The 26,313-nt window shown below is 71.9% G+C and carries 18 protein-coding genes, 3 tRNA genes and 2 pseudogenes; 10 read left to right on the top strand and 13 right to left on the bottom strand.

From position 1 onward, the window contains the following. Window positions 1-78 precede the first annotated feature (78 nt). On the top strand, window positions 79-2,310 hold the full coding sequence (locus ACZ7MF_RS25180; protein ID WP_471479925.1) for an MMPL family transporter: 2,232 nt from the start codon (window positions 79-81) through the stop codon (window positions 2,308-2,310). 73 nt (window positions 2,311-2,383) lie between these two features. Here the strand turns inward: ACZ7MF_RS25180 and ACZ7MF_RS25175 are convergent, their stop codons facing one another. From ACZ7MF_RS25175 to ACZ7MF_RS25155, 5 genes are all read right to left on the bottom strand, one after another. Then, window positions 2,384-3,979: a polyamine aminopropyltransferase gene (locus ACZ7MF_RS25175; protein WP_471479923.1), complete on the bottom strand. Its 1,596-nt coding sequence runs from the start codon at window positions 3,977-3,979 to the stop codon at window positions 2,384-2,386. A gap of 49 nt (window positions 3,980-4,028) precedes the next feature. Then, a complete protein-coding gene (locus ACZ7MF_RS25170) occupies window positions 4,029-4,469 on the bottom strand; it encodes a DUF350 domain-containing protein (RefSeq protein WP_471479922.1) in 441 nt (146 codons plus the stop codon). A 48-nt stretch (window positions 4,470-4,517) separates the two neighbouring features. Beyond that, window positions 4,518-4,913 (bottom strand): DUF4247 domain-containing protein, encoded by a 396-nt coding sequence (locus ACZ7MF_RS25165; protein ID WP_471479920.1) that lies wholly within the window; start codon window positions 4,911-4,913, stop codon window positions 4,518-4,520. Next, window positions 4,910-5,416 (bottom strand): DUF2617 family protein, encoded by a 507-nt coding sequence (locus tag ACZ7MF_RS25160; protein WP_471479919.1) that lies wholly within the window; start codon window positions 5,414-5,416, stop codon window positions 4,910-4,912. The genes ACZ7MF_RS25165 and ACZ7MF_RS25160 overlap by 4 nt, the downstream gene beginning before the upstream one ends. 434 nt (window positions 5,417-5,850) lie before the next feature. Next, on the bottom strand, window positions 5,851-6,795 hold the full coding sequence (locus ACZ7MF_RS25155) for an erythromycin esterase family protein (protein WP_471479917.1): 945 nt from the start codon (window positions 6,793-6,795) through the stop codon (window positions 5,851-5,853). 125 nt (window positions 6,796-6,920) lie between these two features. Between ACZ7MF_RS25155 and ACZ7MF_RS25150 the strand changes: the two genes are divergently transcribed. Beyond that, a complete protein-coding gene (locus ACZ7MF_RS25150) occupies window positions 6,921-7,586 on the top strand; it encodes a hypothetical protein (protein WP_471479915.1) in 666 nt (221 codons plus the stop codon). After that, window positions 7,573-7,877, top strand: a pseudogene (locus ACZ7MF_RS25145) (NUDIX hydrolase); the annotation flags it as partial. The gene ACZ7MF_RS25150 and the pseudogene ACZ7MF_RS25145, both read left to right, overlap by 14 nt. Window positions 7,878-8,098: 221 nt before the next feature. Here ACZ7MF_RS25145 and ACZ7MF_RS25140 read toward each other — a convergent pair. From ACZ7MF_RS25140 to ACZ7MF_RS25130, 3 genes are all read right to left on the bottom strand, one after another. Next, window positions 8,099-8,172, bottom strand: a tRNA-Ile gene (locus ACZ7MF_RS25140). Window positions 8,173-8,370: 198 nt separating this feature from the next. After that, window positions 8,371-8,443: transfer RNA gene (locus tag ACZ7MF_RS25135), tRNA-Asn, on the bottom strand. Between the two features lie 5 nt (window positions 8,444-8,448). Then, window positions 8,449-8,521: transfer RNA gene (locus ACZ7MF_RS25130), tRNA-Asn, on the bottom strand. A 149-nt stretch (window positions 8,522-8,670) separates the two neighbouring features. Between ACZ7MF_RS25130 and ACZ7MF_RS25125 the strand changes: the two genes are divergently transcribed. The 4 genes from ACZ7MF_RS25125 (at window position 8,671) to ACZ7MF_RS25110 (ending at window position 14,270) form a co-directional block, all read left to right on the top strand. Then, complete coding sequence (locus ACZ7MF_RS25125) at window positions 8,671-8,976, top strand: YtxH domain-containing protein (RefSeq protein WP_356860561.1); 306 nt, start codon at window positions 8,671-8,673, stop codon at window positions 8,974-8,976. A gap of 44 nt (window positions 8,977-9,020) precedes the next feature. Continuing rightward, entirely contained in the window at window positions 9,021-10,469 is a 1,449-nt protein-coding gene (locus ACZ7MF_RS25120; RefSeq protein ID WP_471479914.1) for a xylulokinase, read from the top strand. Window positions 10,470-10,608: 139 nt separating this feature from the next. Beyond that, a complete protein-coding gene (locus ACZ7MF_RS25115) occupies window positions 10,609-12,342 on the top strand; it encodes an ABC transporter ATP-binding protein (RefSeq protein ID WP_471479912.1) in 1,734 nt (577 codons plus the stop codon). Then, the gene (locus tag ACZ7MF_RS25110; RefSeq protein WP_471479911.1) at window positions 12,342-14,270 is read left to right on the top strand and encodes an ABC transporter ATP-binding protein; all 1,929 of its coding nucleotides are present in this window, start codon (window positions 12,342-12,344) and stop codon (window positions 14,268-14,270) included. The genes ACZ7MF_RS25115 and ACZ7MF_RS25110 overlap by 1 nt, the downstream gene beginning before the upstream one ends. A 20-nt stretch (window positions 14,271-14,290) precedes the next feature. On the opposite strand, the pseudogene ACZ7MF_RS25105 reads toward ACZ7MF_RS25110, so the two are convergent. The 5 genes and pseudogenes from ACZ7MF_RS25105 to ACZ7MF_RS25085 form a co-directional block, all read right to left on the bottom strand. After that, window positions 14,291-15,480, bottom strand: a pseudogene (locus tag ACZ7MF_RS25105) (RNA polymerase sigma factor). 124 nt (window positions 15,481-15,604) lie between these two features. Beyond that, window positions 15,605-17,530, bottom strand: a complete 1,926-nt coding sequence (gene dnaG, locus ACZ7MF_RS25100) for a DNA primase (protein WP_471479909.1) — start codon at window positions 17,528-17,530, stop codon at window positions 15,605-15,607. Window positions 17,531-17,695: 165 nt separating this feature from the next. Further along, complete coding sequence (locus ACZ7MF_RS25095; protein ID WP_356860571.1) at window positions 17,696-18,961, bottom strand: NAD(P)/FAD-dependent oxidoreductase; 1,266 nt, start codon at window positions 18,959-18,961, stop codon at window positions 17,696-17,698. 140 nt (window positions 18,962-19,101) lie between these two features. Further along, window positions 19,102-20,376: a deoxyguanosinetriphosphate triphosphohydrolase gene (locus tag ACZ7MF_RS25090; protein WP_471479907.1), complete on the bottom strand. Its 1,275-nt coding sequence runs from the start codon at window positions 20,374-20,376 to the stop codon at window positions 19,102-19,104. A gap of 59 nt (window positions 20,377-20,435) precedes the next feature. Then, complete coding sequence (locus tag ACZ7MF_RS25085) at window positions 20,436-21,275, bottom strand: sirohydrochlorin chelatase (protein WP_471479905.1); 840 nt, start codon at window positions 21,273-21,275, stop codon at window positions 20,436-20,438. 165 nt (window positions 21,276-21,440) lie between these two features. Here ACZ7MF_RS25085 and ACZ7MF_RS25080 point away from each other — a divergent pair, with 165 nt between their 5' ends. The 3 genes from ACZ7MF_RS25080 to ACZ7MF_RS25070 all read left to right on the top strand — a co-directional run bounded on the left by ACZ7MF_RS25080 (window position 21,441) and on the right by ACZ7MF_RS25070 (window position 26,236). Then, a complete protein-coding gene (locus tag ACZ7MF_RS25080; RefSeq protein ID WP_471479903.1) occupies window positions 21,441-22,127 on the top strand; it encodes a SanA/YdcF family protein in 687 nt (228 codons plus the stop codon). Window positions 22,128-22,230: 103 nt separating this feature from the next. Continuing rightward, window positions 22,231-24,459 carry a molybdopterin oxidoreductase family protein gene (locus tag ACZ7MF_RS25075; protein ID WP_471479901.1) on the top strand — a complete coding sequence of 743 codons (2,229 nt, stop codon included), beginning with the start codon at window positions 22,231-22,233 and terminating at the stop codon, window positions 24,457-24,459. A gap of 133 nt (window positions 24,460-24,592) precedes the next feature. Continuing rightward, window positions 24,593-26,236 carry a M4 family metallopeptidase gene (locus tag ACZ7MF_RS25070; RefSeq protein WP_471479899.1) on the top strand — a complete coding sequence of 548 codons (1,644 nt, stop codon included), beginning with the start codon at window positions 24,593-24,595 and terminating at the stop codon, window positions 26,234-26,236. Window positions 26,237-26,313 lie beyond the last annotated feature (77 nt).

Raw genomic sequence — 26,313 nt, 5'->3', positions numbered from 1 at the left:
GACGGGGCAGCGGCTCCGCCGCCCCCACCACCAGCGCGGGCCAAGGGTTCACGCCGTGAGAACGCAAGGAGAGAGTGCGTGTTTGACCGCATAGCCGAACTGGCGATCCGCCGGTCCCGGCTGGTACTCGTCGTCGCAGCCGTGGCCGTGGTCCTCATGGGAGCTCTGGGCGCCGGCGCGTTCGGCAAACTCCTGCCCGGCGGCTTCGACGACCCGTCCTCCCAGTCCAGCAGGGCCAAGTCGGTCATCACCGACAAGTTCGGCGGGGAGTCGAACCTGGTCCTGCTGGTCCGTGCCCCCGAGGGCGGCGTCGACGCCGCGACCGCCCGGCAGCAGGGGAAGGAGCTGGCGGCCGGCCTCAAGGAGGAGGAGACGGTCGCGAACGTGATCTCGTACTGGGACACGGGCAACCCGGACCTCCGTTCCGAGGACGGCGAGCAGGCGATGGTGCTCGCCCATGTGAAGGGCGGTGACACCAAGGAGCGGGAGAACGCCAAGGAGATCATCGACGAGTACACCGGCGCGAAGGACGGCGGGCTCACCGTCGAGGCCGGCGGCACCGCGGCCGTGGGCGACGACATGAGTACGTACTCCTCCGAGGACCTCGTCCTCGCCGAGACGATCGCCCTGCCGCTGACCCTCCTGCTCCTCCTGTTCGTCTTCGGCAGTGTGGTCTCGGCCCTGCTGCCGCTGGCCATCGGGCTCGTCGCGATCGTGGGTACGTTCGCGGAACTCTTCCTCCTCGGCAGCGTCGCCAGCATCTCCATCACCGCCACCAACCTGACCACCGCCCTCGGTCTCGGCCTCGGCATCGACTACGCGCTGCTGATGGTCAGCCGGTTCCGCGAACAGCTCGCGAAGGGCGCGAGCGTGGACGACGCCGTCCGGCACACCGTGCACACCGCGGGCCGTACGGTCGCCTTCTCCGCCGCCACGGTGGCGGTCGCGCTCGCGGCGCTCCTGGTGTTCCCGCAGTACTTCCTGCGTTCGTTCGGGTACGCCGGCGTCGGTGTGGTCGCCATCGCCGCCGTCAGCACCCTGTTCGTGATGCCGGCCCTGCTCAACGTGCTGGGGCACCGGGTCAACAAGGGGCAGTTGCCGTGGGCGAGGAAGACGGAGCGGCAGGACGCCTCCCGGGTGCCCTTCTGGGGGCGGCTGGCCCGCACGGCCATGCGGCGCCCCGCCCTCACCGCGCTGCCGGTGCTCGCGGTGCTGCTGCTGGCGGCAAGTCCGCTGCTGGGCATCTCCATCGGTATCGCGGACGAGCGCTCGCTGCCCGAGGGCGCGGCGAGCCGCCAGGTCTCGGCCCAACTGGCGGAGAACTTCAACGGCAGTGACGCGGCGGCCGTCCACGTGGTCATGGACGAGTCCGTGGGCGCGGCACCGCTGGGCTCGTACGCGGGCGAGCTCTCCCAGCTCGACGGTGTCGTCCGCGTCGAGGCGTCCACCGGGACCTACACCGGCGGGCGGGCCGCGGCGCCCGGTCCGCGCAACACCGCGCTCGGCCGCCCCGAGGCGCAGCGGATCAACGTGGTGAGCGACCTGGCCCCGATGTCGGACGCGGCCCAGGATCTGGTCAAGGACGTCCGGGCGGTCGCGGCACCCGAAGGGACCGACCCCTTGGTGGGCGGCAGGGACGCGGCGCTGGTCGACTCCAAGGACTCCATCACCGGCCTGATTCCGCTCGCCGGGGGCCTGATCGCGGTCACCACCTTCATCCTGCTGTTCCTGTTCACCGGCAGCGTGGTGCAGCCGCTGCGGGCGCTGGTGCTCAACATCGTCAGCCTGGGAGCGGCCCTGGGCGTCATGACGTGGATGTTCCAGGACGGCCACTTCTCCGACCTGTTCGGCTTCACGCCGCAGCCGATGGAGGTGTCGATGACGTTGCTGATGTTCTGCATCGCCTTCGGCCTCTCGATGGACTACGAGGTGTTCGTCACCAGCCGGATCAAGGAACTGCACGACGAGGGCGCGGACAACGAGACCGCGGTCGTCAACGGCCTCGGGCACACGGGACGCATCGTCAGCGCGGCGGCCTGCCTGCTGGCGGTGAGCTTCTTCGCCTTCGGCACGGCCGGGATCAGCTACATGCAGATGTTCGGTCTGGGCAGCGGACTGGCCATCCTCATCGACGCCGTCGCCGTCCGCGGGGTGCTCGTGCCCGCCGCGATGCGCCTGCTCGGCCGTTCGGCCTGGTACGCCCCGCCGTTCCTGCGGAAGGTGCACGACCGCTTCGGCCTCAGCGAGGCCGGCCACGAGCCGGCGCCGGTGGCGGAGCGCACGTACGAGAAGGACCCGACGGGAGTCTGACCACGCGGGGCACCCCCGGGCACGGCTGCGTTGCCGAACGCGACGCGGCCGTGCCCGCCCCTGTCGTCCTGGCTCAGTAGTCGCGCCACTCGTCCTGCACGTATTCGAGCACCGCCGGATCCATCAGGGTGCTCGGCCGTACGTCGGTGCGGCGGCGGTCGACGGGGAACACGGTGGCCGCCTTCAGCACCGCCCCGTCCAGGTAGCGGAGTTTCGGCGTGTCCGGGGCGAGCCGCAGCGGCGGCGCCTCGGTGCCGGGGCGGGCGAGAACGAAGCCCCAGTTGCCGAAGCTCGGCACGTCGATCTGGAACTCCGTCGTCGCGTACCCGGCCGTCTCGATGGTCTTCGCGATCGACCAGTAGGTCTTGGGGGCGAAGAACGGCGATCCGCTCTGCACCATGACCTGGCCGTTGGGCGCCAGCACCCGGCGGAGCAGGTCGTAGAACTCCACCGAGTACAGCTTCGCCAGCGACGCCGAGTCCGGGTCCGGGAAGTCGATGATCACCGTGTCGTACTGCTGCCGGGCCTCGCGCAGCCAGGTGAAGGCGTCCGCGTTGACGACCTTGGCCCGCGGATCGTCCAGCGAACCGTGATTGAGCTTGCGCAGCGGCTCGAAGGTGCGCGCCAACCGGGTCATCGCCGGGTCCAGTTCGACCAGGGTGACGTGCCGGACGTCCTTGTGGCGCAGCACCTCGCGCAGCGCGAGCCCGTCGCCGCCGCCCAGGACCAGCACGTTGGAGTGGCGGCCGGACAGCGCGGGGTGGACCAGCGACTCGTGGTAGCGGTACTCGTCGACGGAGCTGAACTGAAGGTCGCCGTTGAGGAAGAGCCGCACGTCGGGCTCCCCGGTGAAGGCGGTGGAGCGGGTGACCACGATGTCCTGGTACTGCGTGGTCTCGGAGTGGATGATCGGGTCCGCGTACATGTGCTGCCGCGCCGTCACCTCCAGGTCGTCCGCCAGTACATACGTCGTGCCGAGCGCGGCGAGCACCACGGTGACGCCGGCCAGCAGCCCGGCCTTGACCAGCCGGCCGGTCTGGCGGCGGAAGATGAACACCACGACGATGACCCCGGCGACCGCGTTGACCACGCCGACCACCAGCGCGCCCTTCAACTGGCCGAAGGTCGGCAGCAGGAAGAGCGGGAAGCACAGGCCGCCGACGAGGGCGCCGATGTAGTCGACGGCGAACATGTCGGCGACGGCGCTGCTGGCCTCCTGGGTGCGGATGCGCTGGAGCAGCGTCATCAGCAGCGGGATCTCGGCGCCGATGAGCAGGCCCACCACCAGGGACACCACGATCATCGCGGGCATGTACAGCTGGAGCCAGGCGAAGGCCGCGTACAGCATCAGCACCGACAGGCCGCCGACCAGCGCGAGCACTCCCTCCACCACCGCGAAGGCGACGACGGGGCGGTGGCGCAGCGGTTTGGCGGCCAGCGAGCCCACACCCATGGCGAAGACCATCACGGAGATGACCACGGAGGTCTGGAGCACCGAGTTGCCGATGAGGTAGCTGCCCAGCGCGGTCAGGGCCAGTTCGTAGACGAGGCCGCAGGCGGCGCAGAGGAAGACGGCGAGCAGCAGCAGGAACCGGGCCCCCCGGGTGTGGTGGCCGGCCGGGGGGCTCGGGGGCGCCGCGACGGCGCGGTCGTCCAGGGCGGAACTCATGGGGGTGGCCTCGCGGTGGTCCTCGTAATGGTCCTGGGAGGGGGTGCTCCTAGGAGAGGGCCGCGCCGACCATGGCGGCGGTGCCCAGGTACATGCCGGCCTGGACCCAGGCGGCGGGGTGCGGGCGGCGGTCGTCGCCGTCGTCGAGGGCCACCGCGCCCATCTGGCCCGGCGTCAGCAGGCCGATGACGATGCCCACCAGCGTCATCACCAGCACCCCGGCCAGACCGTAGAGGAGCGTGCTGAACAGGCCGTATCCAAGGCCCTCTTCGGACTCGCTGGCCCGGATGGCCGACATGATGACCAGCCCGACGGCGACGGACTGGCTGCCGAGGAGCACGGCCGCGCCGCGGTTGCGGTCCCGCCACACCACGTGGAAGAGCTTGCCGGGCGTGACGAGGTCGAGGGCGACGAAGCCGACGGCCATCACGGCGAGGCCCACGACCCCGTAGAGCAGGGCCTGCCCGGCCGACTCGAAGATCTCGGTCACTGCGTTGCCTTTCTGGAGGGCGTCGTCAGGGTCGGGGGGCGCCGGGCGTCATTTGCCGGAGCCGGGGCCGCCGCCGCGGAAACTGCTCGGGTTGGGCCAGTAGGTGAGGTGCTGGTGGTGCCGGCGGTAGCCGTTGCGGTAGTCCTCGATCTCGATCGTGCTGCCGTTCCGGTACGGCGAGACGGTCACCATGTCGTCGCCGTAGCGCAGGAACTCCTTGCCGTCGCCGGATGCCCGGTCGAGGGCGTCGCGGTGGCCGTCGATCGCGTCGGCGACCTTGGCCGGCGAGCTGGTTTTGTCGAGCCACCCGCTCCCGCCGGCGGAGTACGTCTTGCCGATCCAGCTGCGCGGGACGCCGTCCTCCCCGTCGCTGGAGCAGGCGGAGAGCAGGACCGTGACCAGCACGGCCGCCACCGCCCCGGGAAGGAGTCGGGCGCTGTTCATCGAGCCTCCAGCCGGCTGTGCGTCGATACGATGTGCCCGTCCTGCGGATAGCTGTGCCAGGTACGCCAGGCCAGCCCCGGGCCGGATCCCTCGTCGCACGCCTCGACGACCACCGCCGTCACTGCTTCCGGAGACCCGGGGAAGACCCCGCACAGGCTGTGCTCCGCCTCGTCCGCGCGGCTCAGGGCGTCCGCGACCCGGGCGCTGAACTCCCGCGGGCCGAGGCATGCCGTGACGGCGCTGAAGTCGTACGTCCACCCCGCGGGCCGCCGGGTGAGCGTCGTCGGCAGTCCCCTGACCGCCTCCGGCAGGCACGCCACGGTCTCCCGCACCGGGCCCGCGAAGACCTGATGGGACGCGCCGAGCAGCCTCAGTCGCACGGCGAGCCCGCCCACGGACACCTCGCGTTCGGCAAGCGCCGGCAGTTCGGCCAGGTCCAGGGAGAAGCAGAGCTGATCCGCGGCCGTATCCAGGTAGGCAGCTTGCAGAGATACGGCATGCATGCGGCCCCCCGGTCCGATAGTGCTACGAGCGGCGCCGAGTATGACACATGCGTGCGCGATGGCCGGAAGGCGGCCCTGGAACAGTCCCGGGTTCGTGCTTACAAGAGCGATCCATCCCTATATGCGCGCCACTTCACCGGCCGCCGCGGCAACAACAGTTGGTACGACGCCGCGTACACCGATCCCTCGACCGTCGCCCCCCTTTACGACGACGAGATCAACCCCGGCGCGGCGGCATGGTTCAGACCGTCAGCCACTCGTCTCCTCGCTCGCGCGCATCTCCGGATACAGAAGTGAGAGGGGAACGCGGCCGGATCGTGGGTCAACGTCGATACCGATACGGCGCCGTGGTCGACGACTTGGGTGCGGGAGAAGGTCGAAGGTGTCGACCCTCCGGGTCCAGTCCGACGGATCAGTGCCAACCTTCGCAGCCTTCAGGGCAGGGGCCGGGACGGTGTCACCTCTTTCGTGTGGACGACGACGTCGAACCAGCTCGCGAGTGACCCGCCCGACATGTGGTGGGCCGCATCGTCCCGGGGATCGTAGAAGGGGCCGATCAGCCGCGTGCGCGTCGGAGCCTCCAGAAGGCGGCGGACCGGCTGGGGTTGCGATGTGCCCAGATTCAGGACGTATCCCGCCCTGTTCTCGGCGGCCGCATGCAGCAGGCTGTCGACGAAGTCCGGTCGTGGAGCGGGCAGTGGTTGGCCGATGGAACCATGCGCCATGGTCAGGCCCACGGACCGGTAGTCCAGTCCCAGTCGTTCACGCAGGTATCCGCCCATATTCTGGTGCGACTCCAAGGGCTCGGAGGGGGACACGGTGCGCGGGGCGCCGACGGCGGTGTGCGCCATACCGCCCCAGTAGACGACCTTGTCGCCGGTGAGCTGCTGCCACCAGTTCACACCGTCGGCCAACGTGCGTTCCAGTGCGGCCAGACCGTCGAGCCGTGTGGCGTGCCGCACCCGTTCGGCAGGGAACCGCGCGAAACGTACCGGGTCGCCTGGGTGACGCTCGTTGTAGGACCGCATCCAGTGGACGAGACCGACGATCTCGGCGGTCTGCCAGAACGGCCGTGCCTTTCCCAGCAACGCACGCGGGTCTCCCTCGCCGGTGGCGACATAGACGTCCAGGCCGAGGCGACCAGGGTCGTCGCCCTCCAGGGCAAGGGAGCGGAACCCCTCTTCTTCCACCAGAAGCCGCACGATGCGATGTGCGACGTCCGACAATTCGTGTGTCTGTCGGGCAGCTGCTCCAAGCGCCACGATCTTGGCGTCCCGTACCAGCGGGGCGAGCGGCCGCAGATCGTCCAGTGGCTCGTCAGGCTTCCTGTTCACGAGCACATGGGAGTTCTTTCTGATCCATTCGGTCACTGTCTCCATTGGCCTGCCCTTCACCCCGAGCTCCGCCTCTTGCGGACCGATTCAGGAGATCGTCCGACCTCAAGCCTGGTGGAGGTCAAGAGCCTGTGGTGTCGAGTCGGCGCTCGTCTCTGGAGCGGCCTGTAGTGACTCAGGAGCGGATCGGTCCGGAAGTTCTTCAAGGCGTTGATCGTCCTCTCGACTCCGTTTCTGCGCAGGTCGGCCGGCGTCGCGGGCATTGCGCCGGCGGCGATGCTGCTCTTCCCTGCGAGGCGAAGGACGCCGATGGCGAGGTTGCGCCAGGTCGCCATGGCTCGGGGTGCGGAGCCGGTTCGCAGCTGGGAGGCGTCCTCGGCGAACGTCACGTCTCGGACGTGGTGCAGGGCTTCGATCTTCCAGTGGCTGCGGATCGGCTGAGCAAGCTCGGCGGGTTGGGGAGGGCGACGCCGTGGCCGTATTCACATGCCGGGACGGCGCTGCGGCGCAAGGCGTCCGCCGGCTGCCGCGTCCGGTTCCTCGTCGGCGACCCGGACAGCGACCTCACTCGGGCACGGGAGCGTGAGGAAGACGTGGCGCTGAGCTTGTCGACGCGGATCCGGGTGACGCTCGGGCACGCCTACCTGAGCGTCTTCCGTTTCGACGACGACATGATCGTGACGCCGCTGCTGACGCACAGCGTGGGCCACGACGCGCCGACGCTGCACCTGCGACGCCACCAGGACGACGGCATGTTCGACCGGTTCGCCGCACACGTCGAGGAGCTGTGGACGCGCGGCACGCCAGTGTGGGAGGGCTCCGATGGGCAGGCGTGACTACGAGGACGATCCGCACGCCCCGGCGGCCATGTGGGCCTGCCGGGCGGGCGCATGGAGATCGGGGAGACGCTCCCCGGGTGCGCGGTCCGGGAGACCCGCGAGGAGACGGGCCTCGACGTCGAGGTGGTCGGGATCGTCGGCACCTACTCCAACCCGGGGCACGTCTTCGCCTACGACGACGGCGAGGTACGCCAGGAGTTCTCCGTCTGCTTCCTGGCGCGGCCGGTCGGCGGGCAGCTGGCCGTGTCCGACGATTCCACCGAGGTCCGCTGGTTCGACCCGGCCGAAAGCGGCCCCGCCCTCCCGGAGGAGAGCGGGGCCGCGGCTACTTGAGGAAGGCGAGGAGGGCGACGACGAGGGCGCCGATCCCGGTGAGGGCCGACGAGGCCCTACGGCCGCTCACGCATCGCTCACGCAGGCGCCCGGAACGAGTGAGCGCCCTACCTGGCCCAAACCAGCCAGGGCGCTCGGATCGCTGGTCGCGACGATTCTTCGAACGAGTGTCCAGGTGGGGCGGGTGGGACTCGAACCCACGGCCGACGGATTATGAGTCCGCTGCTCTAACCGGCTGAGCTACCGCCCCATAGCGGCGTGTCGCGTACACGTGTGCGCGCCGTCTGCCGCAGCATAGCCGCTCATACGATCTCCTGCCTCGGATGGTCGGCTTCCACGGCTGCCTTCATGACCTTGAAGACTCCGCAGCGTGCCGCGTGGTTCCCGGGACTTGAGAACACGTGAGGGGCACATGAAAAAGGACCCCGAAGGGTCCTCGTTCACGGTGCTCCCCCGACTGGACTCGAACCAGTAACCTGCCGGTTAACAGCCGGCTGCTCTGCCAATTGAGCTACGGAGGACCGAGCTCCCCGGACTGGACTCGAACCAGTAACCTGCCGGTTAACAGCCGGCTGCTCTGCCAATTGAGCTACCGAGGAATGTCGGTGTCGCATCGAACGCGTCTGCCTGGGTATTCGCCAGGGGGCGCGCGCTCGCTGCGACACATACATTAGCGCAAGCAGGGGGGTGCTCCGCCAATCGGTACTCGCCAGCACCCCCGGAGCCAGTGAAGGGAAGGGTGGCCGCCATGCGTTACCGGCTCACGTTCGTCGTCGGACTAGCGGTGGGTTACGTGCTCGGCACGAAGGCCGGGCGGGAGCGATACGAGCAGTTGCGGAAGTCCGCGCAGCAGGTCGCGCAGAACCCGGCCGTGCGCAACACCGCCGAGTCCGCCGCCCAGCAGGGCAGGCACTTCGCCGACAAGGCGTACCACGTGGTGAGCGACAGGGTCGGCGACCGGATGCCCGACTCGGTGGCCCACCGGGTCCGCTCGCTGCGGGAACGCGGCAGCAACGGCAGCGGTCCCGACGACTGGGGCACCAGCAACACCTGAGGTCCCGGTACGGGGACCTCGGCCGGTGCGGCAGAATTTCGGGTATGGGGATAGTCGCCGGGTTGGACAGTTCGCCCGATTTCACTCGTATCGTCGTCTGCGATTCGGACACGGGTGCCGTGCTGCGCCAGGGCTACGCACCGCACCCGCTGGAGAGCCCCGAGGGCGGGGGCCGGCCCGCGGACGTCGATCCGCAGGCCTGGCTGCTGTCCCTCGGGGAGGCGGCCGGCGGCGGGCTCCTCGAGGGCGTGCAGGCCATCGGCGTGTCGGCGCAGGCCAACTCGGTCGTACCGCTGGACACGCAGGGCAACACCGTGCGCCCGGCCATGGTCGGCGGCGACAAGCGCTCCCAGGTGGCGGCGGCCGACCTGATCGACGCGCTCGGCGGGCGTGAGGCGTGGGCGCAGGCCGTGGGTTCGGTGCCGCAGACCGGGCAGCCGGTGACGAAGCTGCGCTGGCTGGCGCGGAGCGAGCCGGAGGCCGCCGCGCGGACCGCCGTACTGCTCCAGGCGCACGACTGGCTGGTGTGGCAGCTGCTCGGGCGGCCGGTGAGGCGGACCACGGACCGGGGCGGGGCGTCGGGCACCGGGTACTGGTCGGCGGCGACCGGCGGCTACCGGCCGGATCTGGTCGAGCTGGCGCTCGGGCACCAGGCGATCCTGCCGGAGGTGATCGGCCCGGCCGACGCGGCCGGTACGACGCCGGAGGGGCTGCTGATCTCCGCCGGGACCGGTGAGACCCAGGCGGCCGCCTTCGGGCTCGGGATCGGCCTCGGTGACGCGGTGGTGTCGCTGGGCGCCTCCGGGTCCGTGATGGCCGTGCACACCGAGCCACTCGTCGACCAGTCCGGGATGATCACCGCCCTGGCGGACGCCACCGGCATGCACCTGCCGGTCGTCACCACCCTGAACGCCGTACGGGCGCTGCGCGGCACCGCCGAACTGCTCGGCGTGCCGGACCTGGAGAGCCTGTCCGAGCTGGCGATGAAGTCGACGCCCGGCGCGCACGGGCTGGTGCTGCTCCCCTATCTGGAGGGCGAGCGGACGCCGAACCTGCCGCACACCGCCGGCACGCTGGCCGGGCTCAGGCGCGAGTCGATGCGGCCGGAGCACCTGGCGCGGGCCTCGTTCGAGGGCATGCTGTGCGGTCTCGCCGACGCCCTGGACGTGCTGCGCGGCCGGGGCGTGGACGTACGGCGGGTGTTCCTGCTGGGTGCGGCGGCCGAGCTGCCGGCCGTGCAGGCGGCGGCGCCCGCGCTGTTCGGGACGCAGGTCGTCGTGCCGCAGCCCGCGGACTACGCGGCGATCGGCTCGGCCCGGCAGGCGGCCTGGGCGCTGGGCGTCTCCCAGGGCACCCTCGACCCGCGCACTCCCCCGGTCTGGCAGGGCGCGGTGGCGCAGGTGCTGGAGCCGGGCGCGGAGCTGGCGGTGGGGCAGGCGGTGCGCCAGCAGTACGTGTCGGTGCGCGAGCAGACGCACCCGGGCGCGCTCTGACGCCGGGGCTTACCGCTCGTAGGCCGGAATTTGCCGCGCTCTTGGGTTAATCGGTTGAGGTAACGCGGGTGGAGTGTCCGACGATAGGGGCCAGGGGCAACCAACCGCGGCCCCTGTCGCCGACTCCGAGAGACTCAGTGTGCTCATACGACTACTGCGGACCTATCTCAGGCCCTACAAGAAACCCATCGCCCTGCTGGTGGCGCTGCAGTTCCTGCAGACCTGTGCCTCCCTCTACCTGCCGACCCTGAACGCCGACATCATCGACGAAGGCGTCGTGAAGGGTGACTCGGGCTACATCCTGAGCTACGGCGCCCTGATGATCGGCATCTCGCTGGCCCAGGTGGTCTGCAACATCGGTGCGGTCTTCTACGGGGCGCGCACCGCGGCCGCCCTCGGCCGGGACGTGCGCGGTGCCGTCTTCGACCGGGTGCAGTCCTTCTCGGCGCGCGAGGTGGGCCACTTCGGCGCGCCCTCGCTGATCACCCGGACCACCAACGACGTGCAGCAGGTCCAGATGCTGGCCCTGATGACGTTCACGCTGATGGTGTCGGCGCCGATCATGTGCGTGGGCGGCATCGTGATGGCGCTCGGCCTGGACGTGCCGCTGTCCGGGGTGCTGCTCGGGGTCGTGCCGGTGCTGGCGGTCTGCGTCACGCTGATCGTGCGGAAGCTGCGCCCGCTGTTCCGGAAGATGCAGGTGCGCCTCGACACGGTGAACCGGGTGCTGCGCGAGCAGATCACCGGCAACCGCGTCATCCGCGCCTTCGTGCGCGACGAGTACGAGCAGCAGCGCTTCCGGAAGGCCAACACCGAGCTGACCGACGTGGCGCTCGGCACCGGCAACCTGCTGGCGCTGATGTTCCCGGTGGTCATGACGGTGGTGAACCTGTCGTCGATCGCGGTGGTGTGGTTCGGTGCCCACCGGATCGACAACGGCGGGATGCAGATCGGCGACCTGACGGCGTTCCTCGCCTACCTGATGCAGATCGTCATGTCCGTGATGATGGCCACCTTCATGTTCATGATGGTGCCGCGCGCGGAGGTGTGCGCCGAGCGCATCCAGGAGGTCCTGGAGACCGAGAGCAGCGTGGTGGCGCCGGTGGCGCCGGTCACCGAGCTGCGCCGGCACGGGCACCTGGAGATCCGGGAGGCGGGCTTCCGCTACCCCGGTGCCGAGGAGCCGGTGCTCAGGCACATCGATCTGGTGGCGAAGCCGGGCGAGACGACCGCCGTCATCGGCTCGACCGGCAGCGGCAAGTCGACCCTGCTGGGGCTGGTCCCCCGGCTCTTCGACACCACCGACGGCCAGGTGCTGGTCGACGGGGTGGACGTGCGGACCGTCGGCCCCAAGACACTGGCCAAGGTGGTGAGCCTGGTGCCGCAGAAGCCGTACCTCTTCGCCGGCACCGTCGCGAGCAATCTGCGCTACGGCAATCCGGACGCCACGGACGAGGAGCTGTGGCACGCGCTGAAGGTGGCGCAGGCCAAGGACTTCGTCTCCGAGCTGGAGGGCGGACTCGACGCGCCGATCGCGCAGGGCGGCACCAACGTGTCGGGCGGTCAGCGCCAGCGCCTCGCGATCGCCCGGACACTGGTCCAGCGCCCGGAGATCTACCTCTTCGACGACTCCTTCTCCGCCCTCGACTACGCCACCGACGCGGCGCTGCGGGCCGAGCTGGCCCAGGAGACCGCCGAGGCGACCGTGGTGATCGTGGCGCAGCGGGTGTCGACCATCCGGGACGCGGACCGGATCGTCGTGCTGGACGAGGGGCGGGTGGTCGGCGTGGGCCGGCACCACGAGCTGATGGCGGACAACGAGACCTACCGGGAGATCGTGCTCTCCCAGCTGACGGAAGCGGAGGCTGCCTGATGGCTGGGCCTGCGGGTCGCATGATGGCCGGGGGCGGCCCCGACCAGCGATCGATGGACTTCAAGGGGTCGAGCAAACGGCTCGTCTCCCAGTTCCGGCCGGAGCGGGCGACGCTGTTCACGCTGCTGGCGTGCGTGGTCGTCAGCGTCGGCCTCAACGTGGTCGGGCCGAAGATCCTCGGCCGGGCCACCGACCTGGTCTTCGCCGGCATCGTCGGGCGGGACATGCCGTCCGGGGCCACGAAGGAGCAGGTTCTGGCCAACATGCGCGAGCACGGTGACGGCAACGTCGCCGACATGCTCCGCAGCACGGACTTCACCCCGGGGCAGGGCATCGACTTCGGCGCGGTCGGCGAGGTGCTGCTCCTCGCACTGGCGACGTTCGCGGTGGCCGGTCTGCTGATGGCGGTGGCCACGCGGCTGGTGAACCGGGCGGTGAACCGGACCATGTTCCGGCTGCGCGAGGACGTCCAGACGAAGCTGTCGCGGCTGCCGCTGTCGTACTTCGACAAGCGCCAGCGCGGCGAGGTGCTCAGCCGCGCCACCAACGACATCGACAACATCGGGCAGACGCTCCAGCAGTCGATGGGCCAGCTGATCAACTCGCTGCTCACCATCATCGGCGTGCTGGCGATGATGTTCTACGTCTCCTGGATCCTGGCGCTGGTCGCCCTGGTGACCGTGCCGCTGTCCTTCGTGGTGGCCACGCGGGTGGGCAAGCGGTCGCAGCCGCAGTTCGTGCAGCAGTGGCGCTCGACGGGGCAGCTGAACGCGCACATCGAGGAGATGTACACCGGGCACGCGCTGGTGAAGGTGTTCGGGCGCCAGGAGGAGTCGGCGAAGCAGTTCGCCGAGCAGAACGACGCGCTGTACGAGGCCGGGTTCAAGGCGCAGTTCAACAGCGGGATCATGCAGCCGCTGATGATGTGCGTGTCCAACCTGAACTACGTGCTGGTCGCGGTGGTCGGCGGGCTGCGGGTGGCCTCGGGCCAGCTGTCCATCGGCGACGTGCAGGCCTTCATCCAGTACTCCCGGCAGTTCTCGATGCCGCTGACGCAGGTCGCGTCGATGGCGAACCTGGTGCAGTCGGGCGTGGCGTCGGCGGAGCGGGTCTTCGAGCTGCTGGACGCCGAGGAGCAGTCGGCGGACCCGATCCCGGGCGCCCGGCCCGAGGACCTGCGCGGCCGGGTGGAACTGGACCACGTGTCCTTCCGCTACGACTCCGAGAAGCCGCTGATCGAGGACCTGTCGCTGAAGGTGGAGCCCGGCCACACGGTCGCCATCGTCGGCCCGACGGGTGCGGGCAAGACCACACTGGTCAACCTGCTGATGCGGTTCTACGAGGTCTCCGGCGGGCGGATCGCCCTGGACGGCGTCGACATCGCGAAGATGTCCCGGGACGAGCTGCGGGCCGGGATCGGCATGGTGCTCCAGGACACCTGGCTGTTCGGCGGCACCATCGCGGAGAACATCGCGTACGGGGCCTCGCGGGAGGTCACCCGCGGGGAGATCGAGGAGGCCGCGCGGGCCGCGCACGCCGACCGGTTCGTACGGACGCTGCCCGACGGCTACGACACGGTGATCGACGACGAGGGCACGGGGGTGAGCGCGGGCGAGAAGCAGCTGATCACCATCGCGCGGGCGTTCCTGTCCGACCCGGTGATCCTGGTGCTCGACGAGGCGACGTCGTCCGTGGACACGCGGACGGAGGTGCTGATCCAGAAGGCGATGGCGAAGCTGGCGCACGGGCGGACGTCGTTCGTGATCGCGCACCGGCTGTCGACGATCCGGGACGCGGACACGATTCTGGTGATGGAGGACGGGGCGATCGTGGAGCAGGGGGCGCACACGGAGCTGCTGGCCGCGGACGGCGCGTACGCGCGGCTGTACCAGGCGCAGTTCGCGGAGGCGGTGGCCGAGGTGGGGTGAAGGCGGGGTGGGACGGGGGGTCAGTCCAGGTAGCCCCTCAGCTGGTCCGCGTAGGCGTGGTCGCGGAGTTTGTTGAGGGTTTTGGACTCGATCTGGCGGATGCGTTCGCGGGTGACGCCGAAGAGGCGGCCTATCTCCTCCAGGGTGCGGGGGCGGCCGTCGGCCAGGCCGTAGCGGAGCTGGACGACCTTGCGTTCGCGTTCGCCGAGGGTGGAGAGCACTGCCTCCAGGTGCTGGCGCAGCAGCAGGAAGGCGGCCGACTCGACGGGGCTGGCGGCGTCGCCGTCCTCGATGAGGTCACCGAGGGCGACGTCGTCCTCCTCGCCGACCGGGGCGTGCAACGACACCGGCTCCTGCGCCAGCCGCAGCACCTCGCCGACCCGCTCGGGCGCCAGGTCCAGGTGGGCGGCGACCTCCTGCGGGGTGGGCTCGTAGCCGCGCTCCTGGAGCATCCGGCGCTGGACGCGGACGACCCGGTTGATCAGCTCCACGACGTGGACGGGGACGCGGATGGTGCGGGCCTGGTCGGCCAGGGCGCGGGACATGGCCTGGCGGATCCACCAGGTGGCGTAGGTGGAGAACTTGTAGCCCCGGGCGTAGTCGAACTTCTCGACCGCCCGGATCAGGCCCAGGTTCCCCTCCTGGACCAGGTCCAGCATGGTCAGCCCGCGCCCGACGTACCGCTTGGCCACCGACACCACGAGCCGCAGGTTGGCCTCGATCAGCCGGCGCTTGGCGAGGCGGCCCATGACGACGAGCCGGTCGAGGTCGAGGGCGAGGCGGCTGTCCAGGTCGGGGGTGCGCCGCAGCTTCTCCTCGGCGAACAGCCCGGCCTCCACCCGCCGGGCGAGGTCGACCTCCTCGGCCGCGGACAACAGCGGGATCCGGCCGATCTCGCGCAGGTACTGCCGGAACAGGTCGGAGGAGGGCCCGCCGGACTCCGTGCGGGTGGGCGGCGGCGGTTCCGGGTGCTCGGGCACGTCCGCGGGGGCGCCGGGGTGGGGCAGGGCCGCTCCGGCACCGGGCTGCGCGGGCATCGCGACGAGCACACCGCGCTCCGCGTCCGGCTCCGCGCCGCCGGCACCGGTGTCGGTCTGGGTGAGGGTCTGGGTCTGCACGGGGGCGACCTCCAGGATGGACGCGGCCGGCGGGGGCCGGCGGCGGTACGTCGGGGGCGGAGCCGGCTCGCTCGCCGCTGTCCGCCTCGCACGCGTGCACTCAGGTACCGCCCCCAGTGTGGGGTACGACACATCGCCGCCACGAGGGGCGTGCGGTGACTTTTTGCGTCCGGGGCGTGACCGCACGGTTACCCGCGGGTGTTCCCGGGGCCGGTCCTAGAGCGCGGCGGCGCCGTGTTCGCGGAGGTTCTGGTCGTACTGCTGGAGGATCCACAGCTCGTTCTGCACGGCGGCCAGTTCGGCGGGGTCGCCGTGGCCGGAGAGGCGGGTGAGGCGGCCGGTGATGTCGCGGATGCGGCGTTCGACGGCGCGGCGGCGGACCGTGACCAGCTGGGCGCCCGCGTAGACCTCGTCGACGCCCTTCACGCCGCGGTGCAGCATGATCGCCTCGACCGCGAGTTCGGTGACCATGGCGCGGACGGCGTCGTCGGGGGCGGCATCGCGGACCCGGACCAGGTAGTCCTGCGGGTCCTGGACGCCGAACTCGGCGCCGCCCGCTTCCATGATCGCCTCGCGTACGGCGGCGTAGGGCGGGGCGGTGAACTCGTCGACGCCGTACGCGTCGAAGGCCGGGGAGACCAGCTCGGGGCGCTGGAGGGCGAGCTTGAGCAGCTCGCGTTCGGTGGCGAAGACCGGGTTGCGGAGGTTGAGGGCCGGGCCCCGGGGGGTGGCCGTCATGGGTCCGGCCTGCTGCTGCGGGGCGCCGCCGCGCTGCCGCTGGTCGGGGGCGGGGCCCTTGCCGCCGCGGTCGCGGGCCCAGCGGGCCAGCTGGGCGATCCGCTTGACCACGAACTGGGTGTCGAGGATGCCGAGCATGCCGGCGAGCTGCACGGCGACCTCGTGCTGGGCGCCGCTGTTCTTGATCCGGGCGACGACCGGCGCGGCCTCGTCCAGGGCGGAGGCGCGGCCGGCGGGGGTGTCCAGGTCGTAGCGGGCCACGATCTGGCGCAGCGCGAACTCGAAGAGCGGGGTGCGCGGCTCGACCAGGTCGGCGACGGCGTCGTCGCCCTTGGCCAGGCGCAGGTCGCAGGGGTCCATGCCGTCGGGGGCGATGGCGATGTAGGTCTCGGCGGCGAACTTCTGGTCGTCCTCGAAGGCGCGCAGGGCCGCCTTCTGTCCGGCCGCGTCGCCGTCGAAGGTGAAGATGACGCGGGCCGAGCCGTTGTCCATGAGGAGACGGCGCAGGATCTTGATGTGGTCGCCGCCGAAGGCGGTGCCGCAGGTGGCGATGGCGGTGGTGACCCCGGCGAGGTGGCAGGCCATGACGTCCGTGTAGCCCTCGACGACGACGGCGCGGGACGCCTTCGCGATGTCCTTCTTGGCGAGGTCGATGCCGTAGAGGACCTGGGACTTCTTGTAGATGGCCGTGTCGGGGGTGTTCAGGTACTTCGGGCCGTTGTCCGCCTCGTAGAGCTTGCGGGCGCCGAAGCCGACGACGTCGCCGCCGATGTCGCGGATCGGCCACATCAGCCGGCCGCGGAAGCGGTCGATGGGGCCGCGGCGGCCCTCCTGGGACAGGCCGGAGAGCAGCAGCTCCTTGTCGCTGAAGCCCTTGCCGCGCAGGAAGCGGGTGAGGTGGTCCCAGCCCTGGGGGCTGTAGCCGACGCCGAAGTGCTCGGCGGCGGCCTGGTCGAAACCTCGGTCGGCGAGGAAGGCGCGGCCGGTGTCCGCCTCGGGGCCGGTGGCGAGCTGTTCCGCGTACCACTGCGCGGCGATCTTGTGGGCCTCGACCAGGCGGATGCGCTCACCGCGCTGGTGGGAGGGGTTGTACCCGCCCTCCTCGTAGCGCAGCGTGATGCCGGCCTGGCCGGCCAGACGCTCGACCGCCTCCGAGAAGGTGAGGTGGTCGATCTTCATCACGAACGTGATGGTGTCGCCGCCCTCCTGGCAGCCGAAGCAGTGGAAGAACCCCTTGCTCGGACTGACCTGGAAGGACGGCGACTTCTCGTCGTGGAACGGGCACAGCCCCTTCAGGTTGCCGCCGCCCGCGCCTCGCAGCTGGAGGTACTCCGAGACGACGGCGTCGATCGGGACCGCGTCCCGTACCGCCTTCACGTCCTCGTCGTTGATCCGTCCTGCCACGCGTGAAGTCTACGGGGCGGCACCGACATGTCCGGGCCCCGGCCGGGCGGGCTCCGCCCGGAGGTGCAACCCGCCGCGCAGCGGCTGTCCGACGCGGCACTCCCGTGGTTCGGCCGGGGGCCCGGGGGTTGGCCCCGGGAATTGGGGTCGGGGGAGCACCGACAGCTACGCGACGAGGCTTTCGAGGGATACGTGCGGGTTCGCCAGGGCCTCCGTGTCCACCGGGGACTTCGAGCGGATCAGCTGCTGGATCGGCTCCGTGACGTCCCACACGTTGACGTTCATCCCGGCCAGCACCCGGCCCTCCTTCACCCAGAAGGCGATGAACTCGCGTTTCGCCGCGTCCCCGCGGATCACCACCTGGTCGTACGACCCGGCCGGCGCCCAGCCGGAGTACTCCATGCCCAGGTCGTACTGGTCGGTGAAGAAGTAGGGCACGCGGTCGTGGGCGAGGCCCTTGCCGAGCATCGCGCGGGCGGCGGCCGGACCGCCGTTCAGGGCGTTGGCCCAGTGCTCCACGCGCAGGCTGGTGTCGAAGAGGGCGTGGTGGAAGGAGGCGACGTCACCGGCCGCGTAGACGTCGGGGTCGGAGGTGCGCAGGTGGTCGTCGACGACGATGCCGCCGCCATGGGCCCGGTCGGCGATCTCCAGCCCGGCGGCCTGGGCGAGCGCGGTGCGCGGGGCGGCGCCGATCGCGGCGAGCACGTCGTGCGCGGGGTGCTCCTCGCCGTCGTCGGTGCGGGCGGCCAGCACCACACCGTCCTGGCCGACGATCTCGGTCAGCTTCACGCCGAAGCGGAAGCGGACGCCGCGCGACTCGTGCAGTTCGGCGAAGACGGCGCCCAGCTCGGGACCGAGGACACCGTGCAGCGGGGTCGGGGCGGGCTCGATGACGGTGACCTCCGCGCCGTACTCGCGGGCCGCGGCCGCGACCTCCAGGCCGATCCAGCCCGCACCGGCGATCACCAGGTGTCCGTTGTCCCGGCCGAGGGAGGCGAGGACGCCCTTCAGGCGCTCGGCGTGGGCCAGGCGGCGCAGGTGGTGGACGCCCGCGAGGCCGGTACCGGGGACGTCCAGGCGACGGGGCTCGGCGCCGGTCGCGATGAGCAGCTTGTCGTACCTGACGTGGGTGCCGTCGTCGCCGTAGTGGACGGTCTTGGCGGCGCGGTCGATCGCGACGACGGTCTGGCCGAGGTGCAGCTCGATGTCGTGCTGTGCGTACCAGGCGGGCTCGTGCACGAAGACGCTGTCGCGCTCCTCCTTGCCGAGGAGGTAGCCCTTGGACAGCGGCGGGCGCTCGTAGGGGTGGTCGCGTTCGTCGCAGACGAGGATCACCCGGCCGGTGAAGCCCTCCGTGCGGAGCGTCTCGGCCGCCTTCGCGCCCGCCAGGCCGCCTCCGACGATGACGAATGTCTGATCCGCGTCGACCACTTGTTTGCCTCCTCGTCAGGGTGCCGCCACATGCGAGCGTCCCGCACGTGGCGTGGTGCGGGAAGGGGCAGTGACCCGATCAGGCCACGGAGTGCCGCGATCCGGGCCGTGTTCGGGCCATGCCTGTCCCGCCGCCAGTCTCATGGATGCCCCGTCAGGCGGGCGTGAAGCGAGCGGGCCGAGGCGTCGGTGAGGGAGGCGATCTGGTCGACGACCACCCGTTTGCGGGCCCGGTCGTCGGCGGCCGCGTCGAACAGGGCGCGAAACTGGGGGTCCAGCCCGTCCGGCGCGCGGGCGGTGAGCGCCTCGGCCAGCTCGGCGACGACGATCCGCTGGTCGGCGCGGAGCCGCTCCTGCTCGGTGCGCTGCATGACGTAGCGGACGGCGACCGCCTTGAGGACCGCGCACTCCACGCGGGTCTCGCGGGGCACGACCAGCTCGGCGGTGTACCGGGTGAGCCGGCCGTCCCCGTACGCGGCCCGGGTGGCGGCCTCGGCGGCCAGGCAGAATCGGCCGATGAGCTGGCTGGTGGCGTCCTTCAGCCGCGCCTGGGCGACCGCCGAGCCGTCGTATCCGTGCGGCCACCAGTCCTGGGCGAGGAGGCGGTCGAGGGCGGCGGCCAGTTCGGCGTGGTCGGTGCCGGCCGGGACGTACCGTCCGACGGCGGCGTCGAACACGGCCTCGCGCTCGGGGTCGGCGAGCAGGCAGTTCGGGTCGATGTGACCGGCGTGCAGACCGTCCTCGACGTCGTGCACGGAGTACGCCACGTCGTCGGCCCAGTCCATGACCTGGGCCTCGAAGCAGGTACGGGCGCCGGGCGCGTCCTTGCGGAGCCACTCGAACACGGGCCGGTCGTCGTCGTACACCCCGAACTTGGGCGAGGCGGGGACGGCGGGGTGGGCCCCGCGGGGCCACGGGTACTTGGTGGCGGCGTCGAGCGTGGCGCGGGTGAGGTTGAGCCCGACGGAGCCGTCCTCGGTGAACCGCTTGGGCTCGATGCGGGTGAGGAGCCGGAGCGACTGGGCGTTGCCCTCGAAGCCGCCGCAGTCCTCGGCGAAGGCGTTGAGCGCCTGTTCGCCGTTGTGCCCGAAGGGCGGGTGGCCCAGGTCGTGCGCGAGGCAGGCCGCCTCGACGAGGTCCGGGTCGCACCCGAGGGCGGCGCCCAGCTCCCGGCCGACCTGGGCGCACTCCAGGGAGTGCGTGAGGCGCGTACGGGGGCTGGCGTCCCAGACGGGGCTGCCCTCCCCCGGCGCGACGACCTGCGTCTTCCCGGCCAGGCGGCGCAGCGCGGCGGAGTGCAGGATGCGGGCGCGGTCGCGCTGGAAGGCGGTGCGGCCGGGGCGTTTGTCGGGCTCGGGGGCGTAGCGGGCCACTGACGTGGGGTCGTACGGGGTGAGGGGTGCGGTGCCTTCCATGTCGTGAACAGTATGCGGAAGGTGTGACAGGTGGGGGCCTACTCGTCTGCCGGGTGCGGTTATCGGGCGAGTGCGGGTTCGGTTGTGGCTGGTCGCGCCCACGCGGCGGAGCCGCAAGTCGACTCGCCCCGCGCCCCTTGAGGTCCGATGGTCTCGCCGCCCGCTTCACGTGCCTGGTCGTAGCGGTGCAGGAGCAGGTGGGCCATCGACGGGTGGGTGCCCAGTGGAGCCGACGTGATCCATGGGGCCTGGGCCGCGCACTGGGTCGCGAAGCGGCCCGGGGCCGTGAAGCAGGAGGCGACGGCCACCCGGCGGCAGCCCCGGGCCGTCAGGGTGCGTACCGCCTCCGGGACCGTCGGGGTCGCCGCCGAGGCGTACGCCGGGACGACCGGGACGCCCAGGCGGGTGGCGAGGAGTGCCGCCGTGCGGGCGGTGTCGGCGCGGGACTCCGGGTCCCGGGAGCCCGCCGAGGCGAGGACGACGGCGTGGTCCGGGCCCGCGTGGGTGGGCCAGCCGGCCTCCGTGAGGCGGGCCTGGAGGGCGTCCGCCAGGAGGGGGTGCGGGCCGAGCGGGGCGGCCACGCGGGTGCGGGCCGGGGAGGCCGCGGCCATCTCCGGGATGTCCCGTTTGACGTGGTAGCCGCGGCTGAGCAGGAGGGGGACGAGGACCGCCGCCCCGTCGCCGAGGGCGGTGAGCGTGTCCGGCAGCAGGGGCTCGTTCAGCTCGACGTGGCCGAGGTGCACCGGCAGGGCGGGGCGCAGGGCGCGGACCCGGTCGAGCAGGGCCCGTACGGTGCTGAGCGCGCGCGGGTCGCGGCTGCCGTGGGCGACGACGACCAGGGCGGGGGTGCCGCCGGTGGCCGCTGCGGTCCTGCAGTTCGTCACTGTCGTCGCCGTCATGCACCAAGGGTGACGGCCGGAGATTGCCTCCCCGTTGCGTCGGTGTCACGGGGATTTTCCGTCGGTTCACACGGCGCGGGACCGTCCGTGTGAGCGGCCGGTGAACCGGGCGGCGCGCGCGGGCGTCCCTGACGGCAGGAACCGACCGGGGAGGGGACCGTCCCAATGCGCCGCCCGAGACTTCGCAGACCGCGCCTGCCGCGCACCCGGAAGGGGCGGCGGCGGCTGGTCCAGGCGGTGATGGCCGGGTGCGTGCTGGCGCTGCTGCCGAGCGCGTGGCTGCACCTGGCCACGGACGACCGGCTGCGCACCGCCGCCGACGTGCCGCGCACCGAGGTCGCGGTCGTCTTCGGGGCCGGGCTGTGGGACGGGGAGCCGTCGCCGTACCTGGCGCACCGGCTGGACGCGGCGGCGGAGCTGTACCGGGCGGGGCGGATCGAGGTGGTGCTCGTGACCGGGGACAACAGCCGCGAGGAGTACGACGAGCCGGACGCCATGCGCGCCTATCTGGTCCGGCACGGGGTGCCCGACGGGCGGATCGTCAGCGACTACGCGGGCTTCGACACCTGGGACTCCTGCGTCCGCGCGAAGAAGATCTTCGGTGTCGACCGGGCGGTGCTGATCAGCCAGGGCTTCCACATCCGCCGGGCGGTCGCGCTGTGCCAGGAGGCGGGGGTGGCGTCGTACGGCGTCGGGGTCGACGACGAGCACGACGCGACCTGGTACTACGGGGGCGCCCGGGAGATCCTCGCGGCGGGCAAGGCGGCGCTGGACGCGGTCTTCGAGCCGGACCCGCACTTCCTCGGGCCGAGGGAGCCGGGGGTGGCGCGGGCCCTGGCCGACGCCGGATGACGCGTCCCTCACCGCGGCCCGGCGGGGGCGGGGAGGCCGCCGTCCCCGCCGTGTAACAGGGCGCCGCCCGGTCGCGTAACACGGAAGCCGCAGGCTGGGCGGCATGCAGAGCACCGGCACGCGGAACCCCGCCACCACCCCCACGCACTGCCCGTACTGCGCGCTGCAGTGCGGGATGAACCTGACGCCCGTCGAGGGCGGGACCGTCGAGGTGTCCGAGCGGGCGGACTTCCCGGTGAACCGGGGCGCGCTGTGCGGCAAGGGGCGTACGGCGGCGGCGGTGCTGGCGCCGGGGGCGCGGCTGACCTCGCCGCTGGTGCGGTCGGGCGACGGCACGCTGGTGCCGGCCGGCTGGGACGAGGCGCTGGACCGGATCGCCGGGAACCTGGAGCGTACGCGGGCGCGGTACGGCGCCGACGCGCTCGGGGTGTTCGGCGGGGGCGGGCTGACCAACGAGAAGGCGTACGCGCTGGGCAAGTTCGCCCGGGTGGTGCTCGGGACCTCGCAGATCGACTACAACGGGCGGTTCTGCATGTCGTCGGCCGCGGCGGCCGGGACGCGGGCCTTCGGGCTCGACCGGGGGCTGCCGTTCCCGCTGGAGGACGTCCCGAAGTCCGGGTGCGTGATCCTCGTCGGGTCGAACCCGGCGGAGACGATGCCGCCGTCCCTGCGCTACTTCACCGAACTGCGGGAGAACGGCGGCACCCTGATCGTCGTCGACCCGCGCCGGACGAAGACCGCCGAACAGGCCGACCTGCACCTCGCGCCCCGGCCCGGCACCGACCTCGCCCTCGCGCTCGGCATGCTGCACCTGGTGGTCGCCGAGGGCCGGGTCGACGAGGCGTACGTCGAGGAGCGCACGTCCGGCTGGGAGGAGGCGCGGGCGGCGGCGATGGCGCACTGGCCGGAGTACGTGGAGCGGATCACGGGGGTGTCCGTTCCCGAACTGCGGGAGGCGGTACGGCTGTTCTGCGCGCCCGAGGCGGCGATGGTGCTGACCGCGCGCGGGCCCGAGCAGCAGGCCAAGGGCACGGACACGGTGGGTGCGTGGATCAACCTGTGCCTGGCGACCGGGCGGGCCGGGCGGCCGCTGTCCGGGTACGGCTGTCTGACCGGGCAGGGCAACGGACAGGGCGGGCGTGAACACGGGCAGAAGGCCGACCAGTTGCCCGGGTACCGCAAGCTGACCGACCCGGCGGCGCGGCGGCACGTGGCCGAGGTGTGGGGCGTGGACCCCGACGCGCTGCCGGGGCCGGGGCGCAGCGCGTACGAGCTGCTGGACGCGCTGGGGACGGACGTCCGGTCGCTGCTGGTCATGGGGTCCAACCCGGTCGTGTCCGCGCCCCGGGCCGCGCACGTCGAGGGGCGGCTGCGGTCGCTGGACTTCCTGACGGTGTGCGACGTGGTGCTCTCCGAGACGGCGGAACTGGCGGACGTCGTCCTGCCGGTGACCCAGTGGGCGGAGGAGACGGGGACCACGACGAACCTGGAGGGGCGGGTACTGCTGCGACGGCGCGCGATCACGCCGCCGGACGGGGTGCGCGGCGATCTGGAGGTCCTGCACGCGCTGGCGCGGCGGCTCGGCGTGGAGAAGGGGTTCCCGACCGATCCCGAGGAGGTCTTCGAGGAGCTGCGGCGGGCGAGCGCGGGCGGCCCGGCGGACTACTCCGGGATCGACTACCGGCGGCTGGCGCAGGAGAACGGCGTCTTCTGGCCGTGCCCGGCGCAACCCGCGGCCGACGGCACGCACACCGCCGACGCCGGTGCCGGCACCGGCACCGGCACCGGCACCGGCAGGGACACCCGCCCGGGCATCGGCAACAGCACCGCCACGGGCAGCGGCGGCACCGGCCTCCGCACCGCGCCGCACCCCGGCACCCCGCGCCTCTTCCTCGACCGCTTCGCCACCGACGACGGCCGGGCCCGGTTCGCGCCCGTCACGCACCGGCCGAGCGCCGAGGAGCCGGACGAGGAGTACCCCGTGCTGCTGACCACCGGCCGGGTCGTGTCGCAGTACCAGTCCGGGGCGCAGACCCGGCGGGTGGCCGAGCTGAACGCCGCCGCCCCGGGCCCGTTCGTGGAGCTGCACCCGCGGCTCGCGGCACGGCTGGGGGCGGCCGAGGGCGACCCGCTGGCGGTGGTGTCCCGGCGGGGTCGGGCGGTGGCACCGGCCCGCATCACCACGGGCATCCGGCCCGACACCGTGTTCATGCCCTTCCACTGGCCCGGCGAGGGCCGCGCCAACACCCTGACCAACCCGGCCCTGGACCCGACCTCGCGGATGCCGGAGTTCAAGGTGTGCGCGGTGCGGGTGGAAACGGTGACGTTCTAGCGGCGTCCTGGCGGCGTCATTCTCTCCTCTCATGATCTCCACGTGAGCGCTATGGACATGTCATGTCCGGGGTTCTTGAATCCGGGTCAGCAACAGCGCCGCGCCGAAAGGCGCGCCCGTACCGAGGAGATCGATGAGCCGAATACGGCACGTCAGAGGTTCCCGTCTCGTCCTGGCCGGTACCGCCGCCACCACCGCGACCCTGCTGATCGCCGCCCTCGCCCCCGGCGCCGCGGCCGCCGGCCGTCCGGCCCGCGCCACCGCCCTCGACCACGCCGCGGCCGCCCTGTCGGAGCACGCCGCCGCCCTGGGCCTGACCGGCGACCAGGACACCGAGGTCCGCGACGTCATCGTCGACGAGGACGGTACCCAGCACGTCCGCTACGACCGCACCTACCACGAACTCCCCGTCCTGGGCGGTGACTTCGTCGTCCACCTCGCCCCCGACGGCGACTTCCGCGGCGCCGACCGCGCGACGGACACCCCGCTGTCCCTGCCCTCGGTCGCCCCGAAGCTGTCGGCACCGAAGGCCGCCGACCTGGCCTCGAACGCGTTGCGCGCGGCCAATCCGGGCGAGTTGCTCAAAAAGCTCACCGCCAGGCCCGAGCTGGTCGTCGACGCCCTGCACGGCGCACCGAGGCTGGCCTGGCGGACCGACGCGGCGGCGCTGGACTCCCTCGGCAACCCGGTCGCGCGCACCGTGCTGACCGACGCGGGCACGGGCGCCCGCATCGACGCCTGGGACACCGTCGAGTCGGCGTCCGGCGACGGGAAGTCGCTGTACGGGGGCACGGTGCCGCTGGAGACGACGCCGTCCGGAGCGTCGTACCGGCTCAAGGACCCGACGCGCGGCGGCACGTACACGGGCGACGCGGAGAACGGGACCGACCTGTGCATCCTCACCATCTGCCTGTCGCGGGCGCCCGCGACGCTGTTCACCGACGCCGACAACCACTGGGGCACGGGGGCCGCGGACGACCGCGCCTCGGCCGCGGTGGACGCGCAGTACGGCACGGACGCCACCTGGGACTACTACGAGGACGTCCACGGGCGCAGCGGCATCGCGGGTGACGGCAAGGGCTCGTACAACCGCGTGCACTACGGCAACAAGTACAACAACGCCTTCTGGGACGACGGTTGCTTCTGCATGACGTACGGCGACGGTGACGGGACGACCTTCGGGCCGCTGGTCTCGCTGGACGTCGCCGGGCACGAGATGTCGCACGGGGTGACGTCGAAGACGGCGGCGCTGACGTACTCGGGCGAGTCCGGCGGCCTGAACGAGGCGACCTCGGACATCTTCGGCGCCCTGGTGGAGTGGCACGCGGACAACCCCGCCGACCCCGGGGACTACAGAATCGGCGAGAAGGTCGTCCGGGACGGCTTCGGCCGGGACGCCCTGCGCTACCTGGACCGGCCGAGCCGGGACGGCAGCTCGGCCGACTGCTGGAGCACCTCGCTGGGCGACCTGGACGTCCACTACTCCTCCGGCGTCGCCAACCACTTCGCCTACCTGCTGGCCGAGGGCAGCGGTGCGCGGACCGTGGGCGGCGTGGCGTACGACTCCCCGACCTGCGACGGCTCCACGGTCTCCGGGATCGGCCGGGACAAGCTGGGCGACATCTGGTACCGGGCGCTGACCGTCTACATGACCTCGTCGACCGACTACGCGGGCGCCCGCGCCGCCACCCTGAGCGCGGCCGGTGACCTGTACGGCACCGACAGCGCCGAGTACGCCGCGGTCGGCGCGGCGTGGAGCGCGGTGGACGTGGGCTGACCCCCGGTCGTCCGGCGCCCGTCCCCGCCGCGCTCGCTTACGCTTGCGGCGAGAGCACGAACGAGGGGACGGAAGCC

The organism is Streptomyces sp. NPDC111628, from assembly GCF_055635195.1.
Note: the sequence above shows the minus strand (reverse complement) of the source record. Positions and strands in the feature narration are given on the sequence as shown.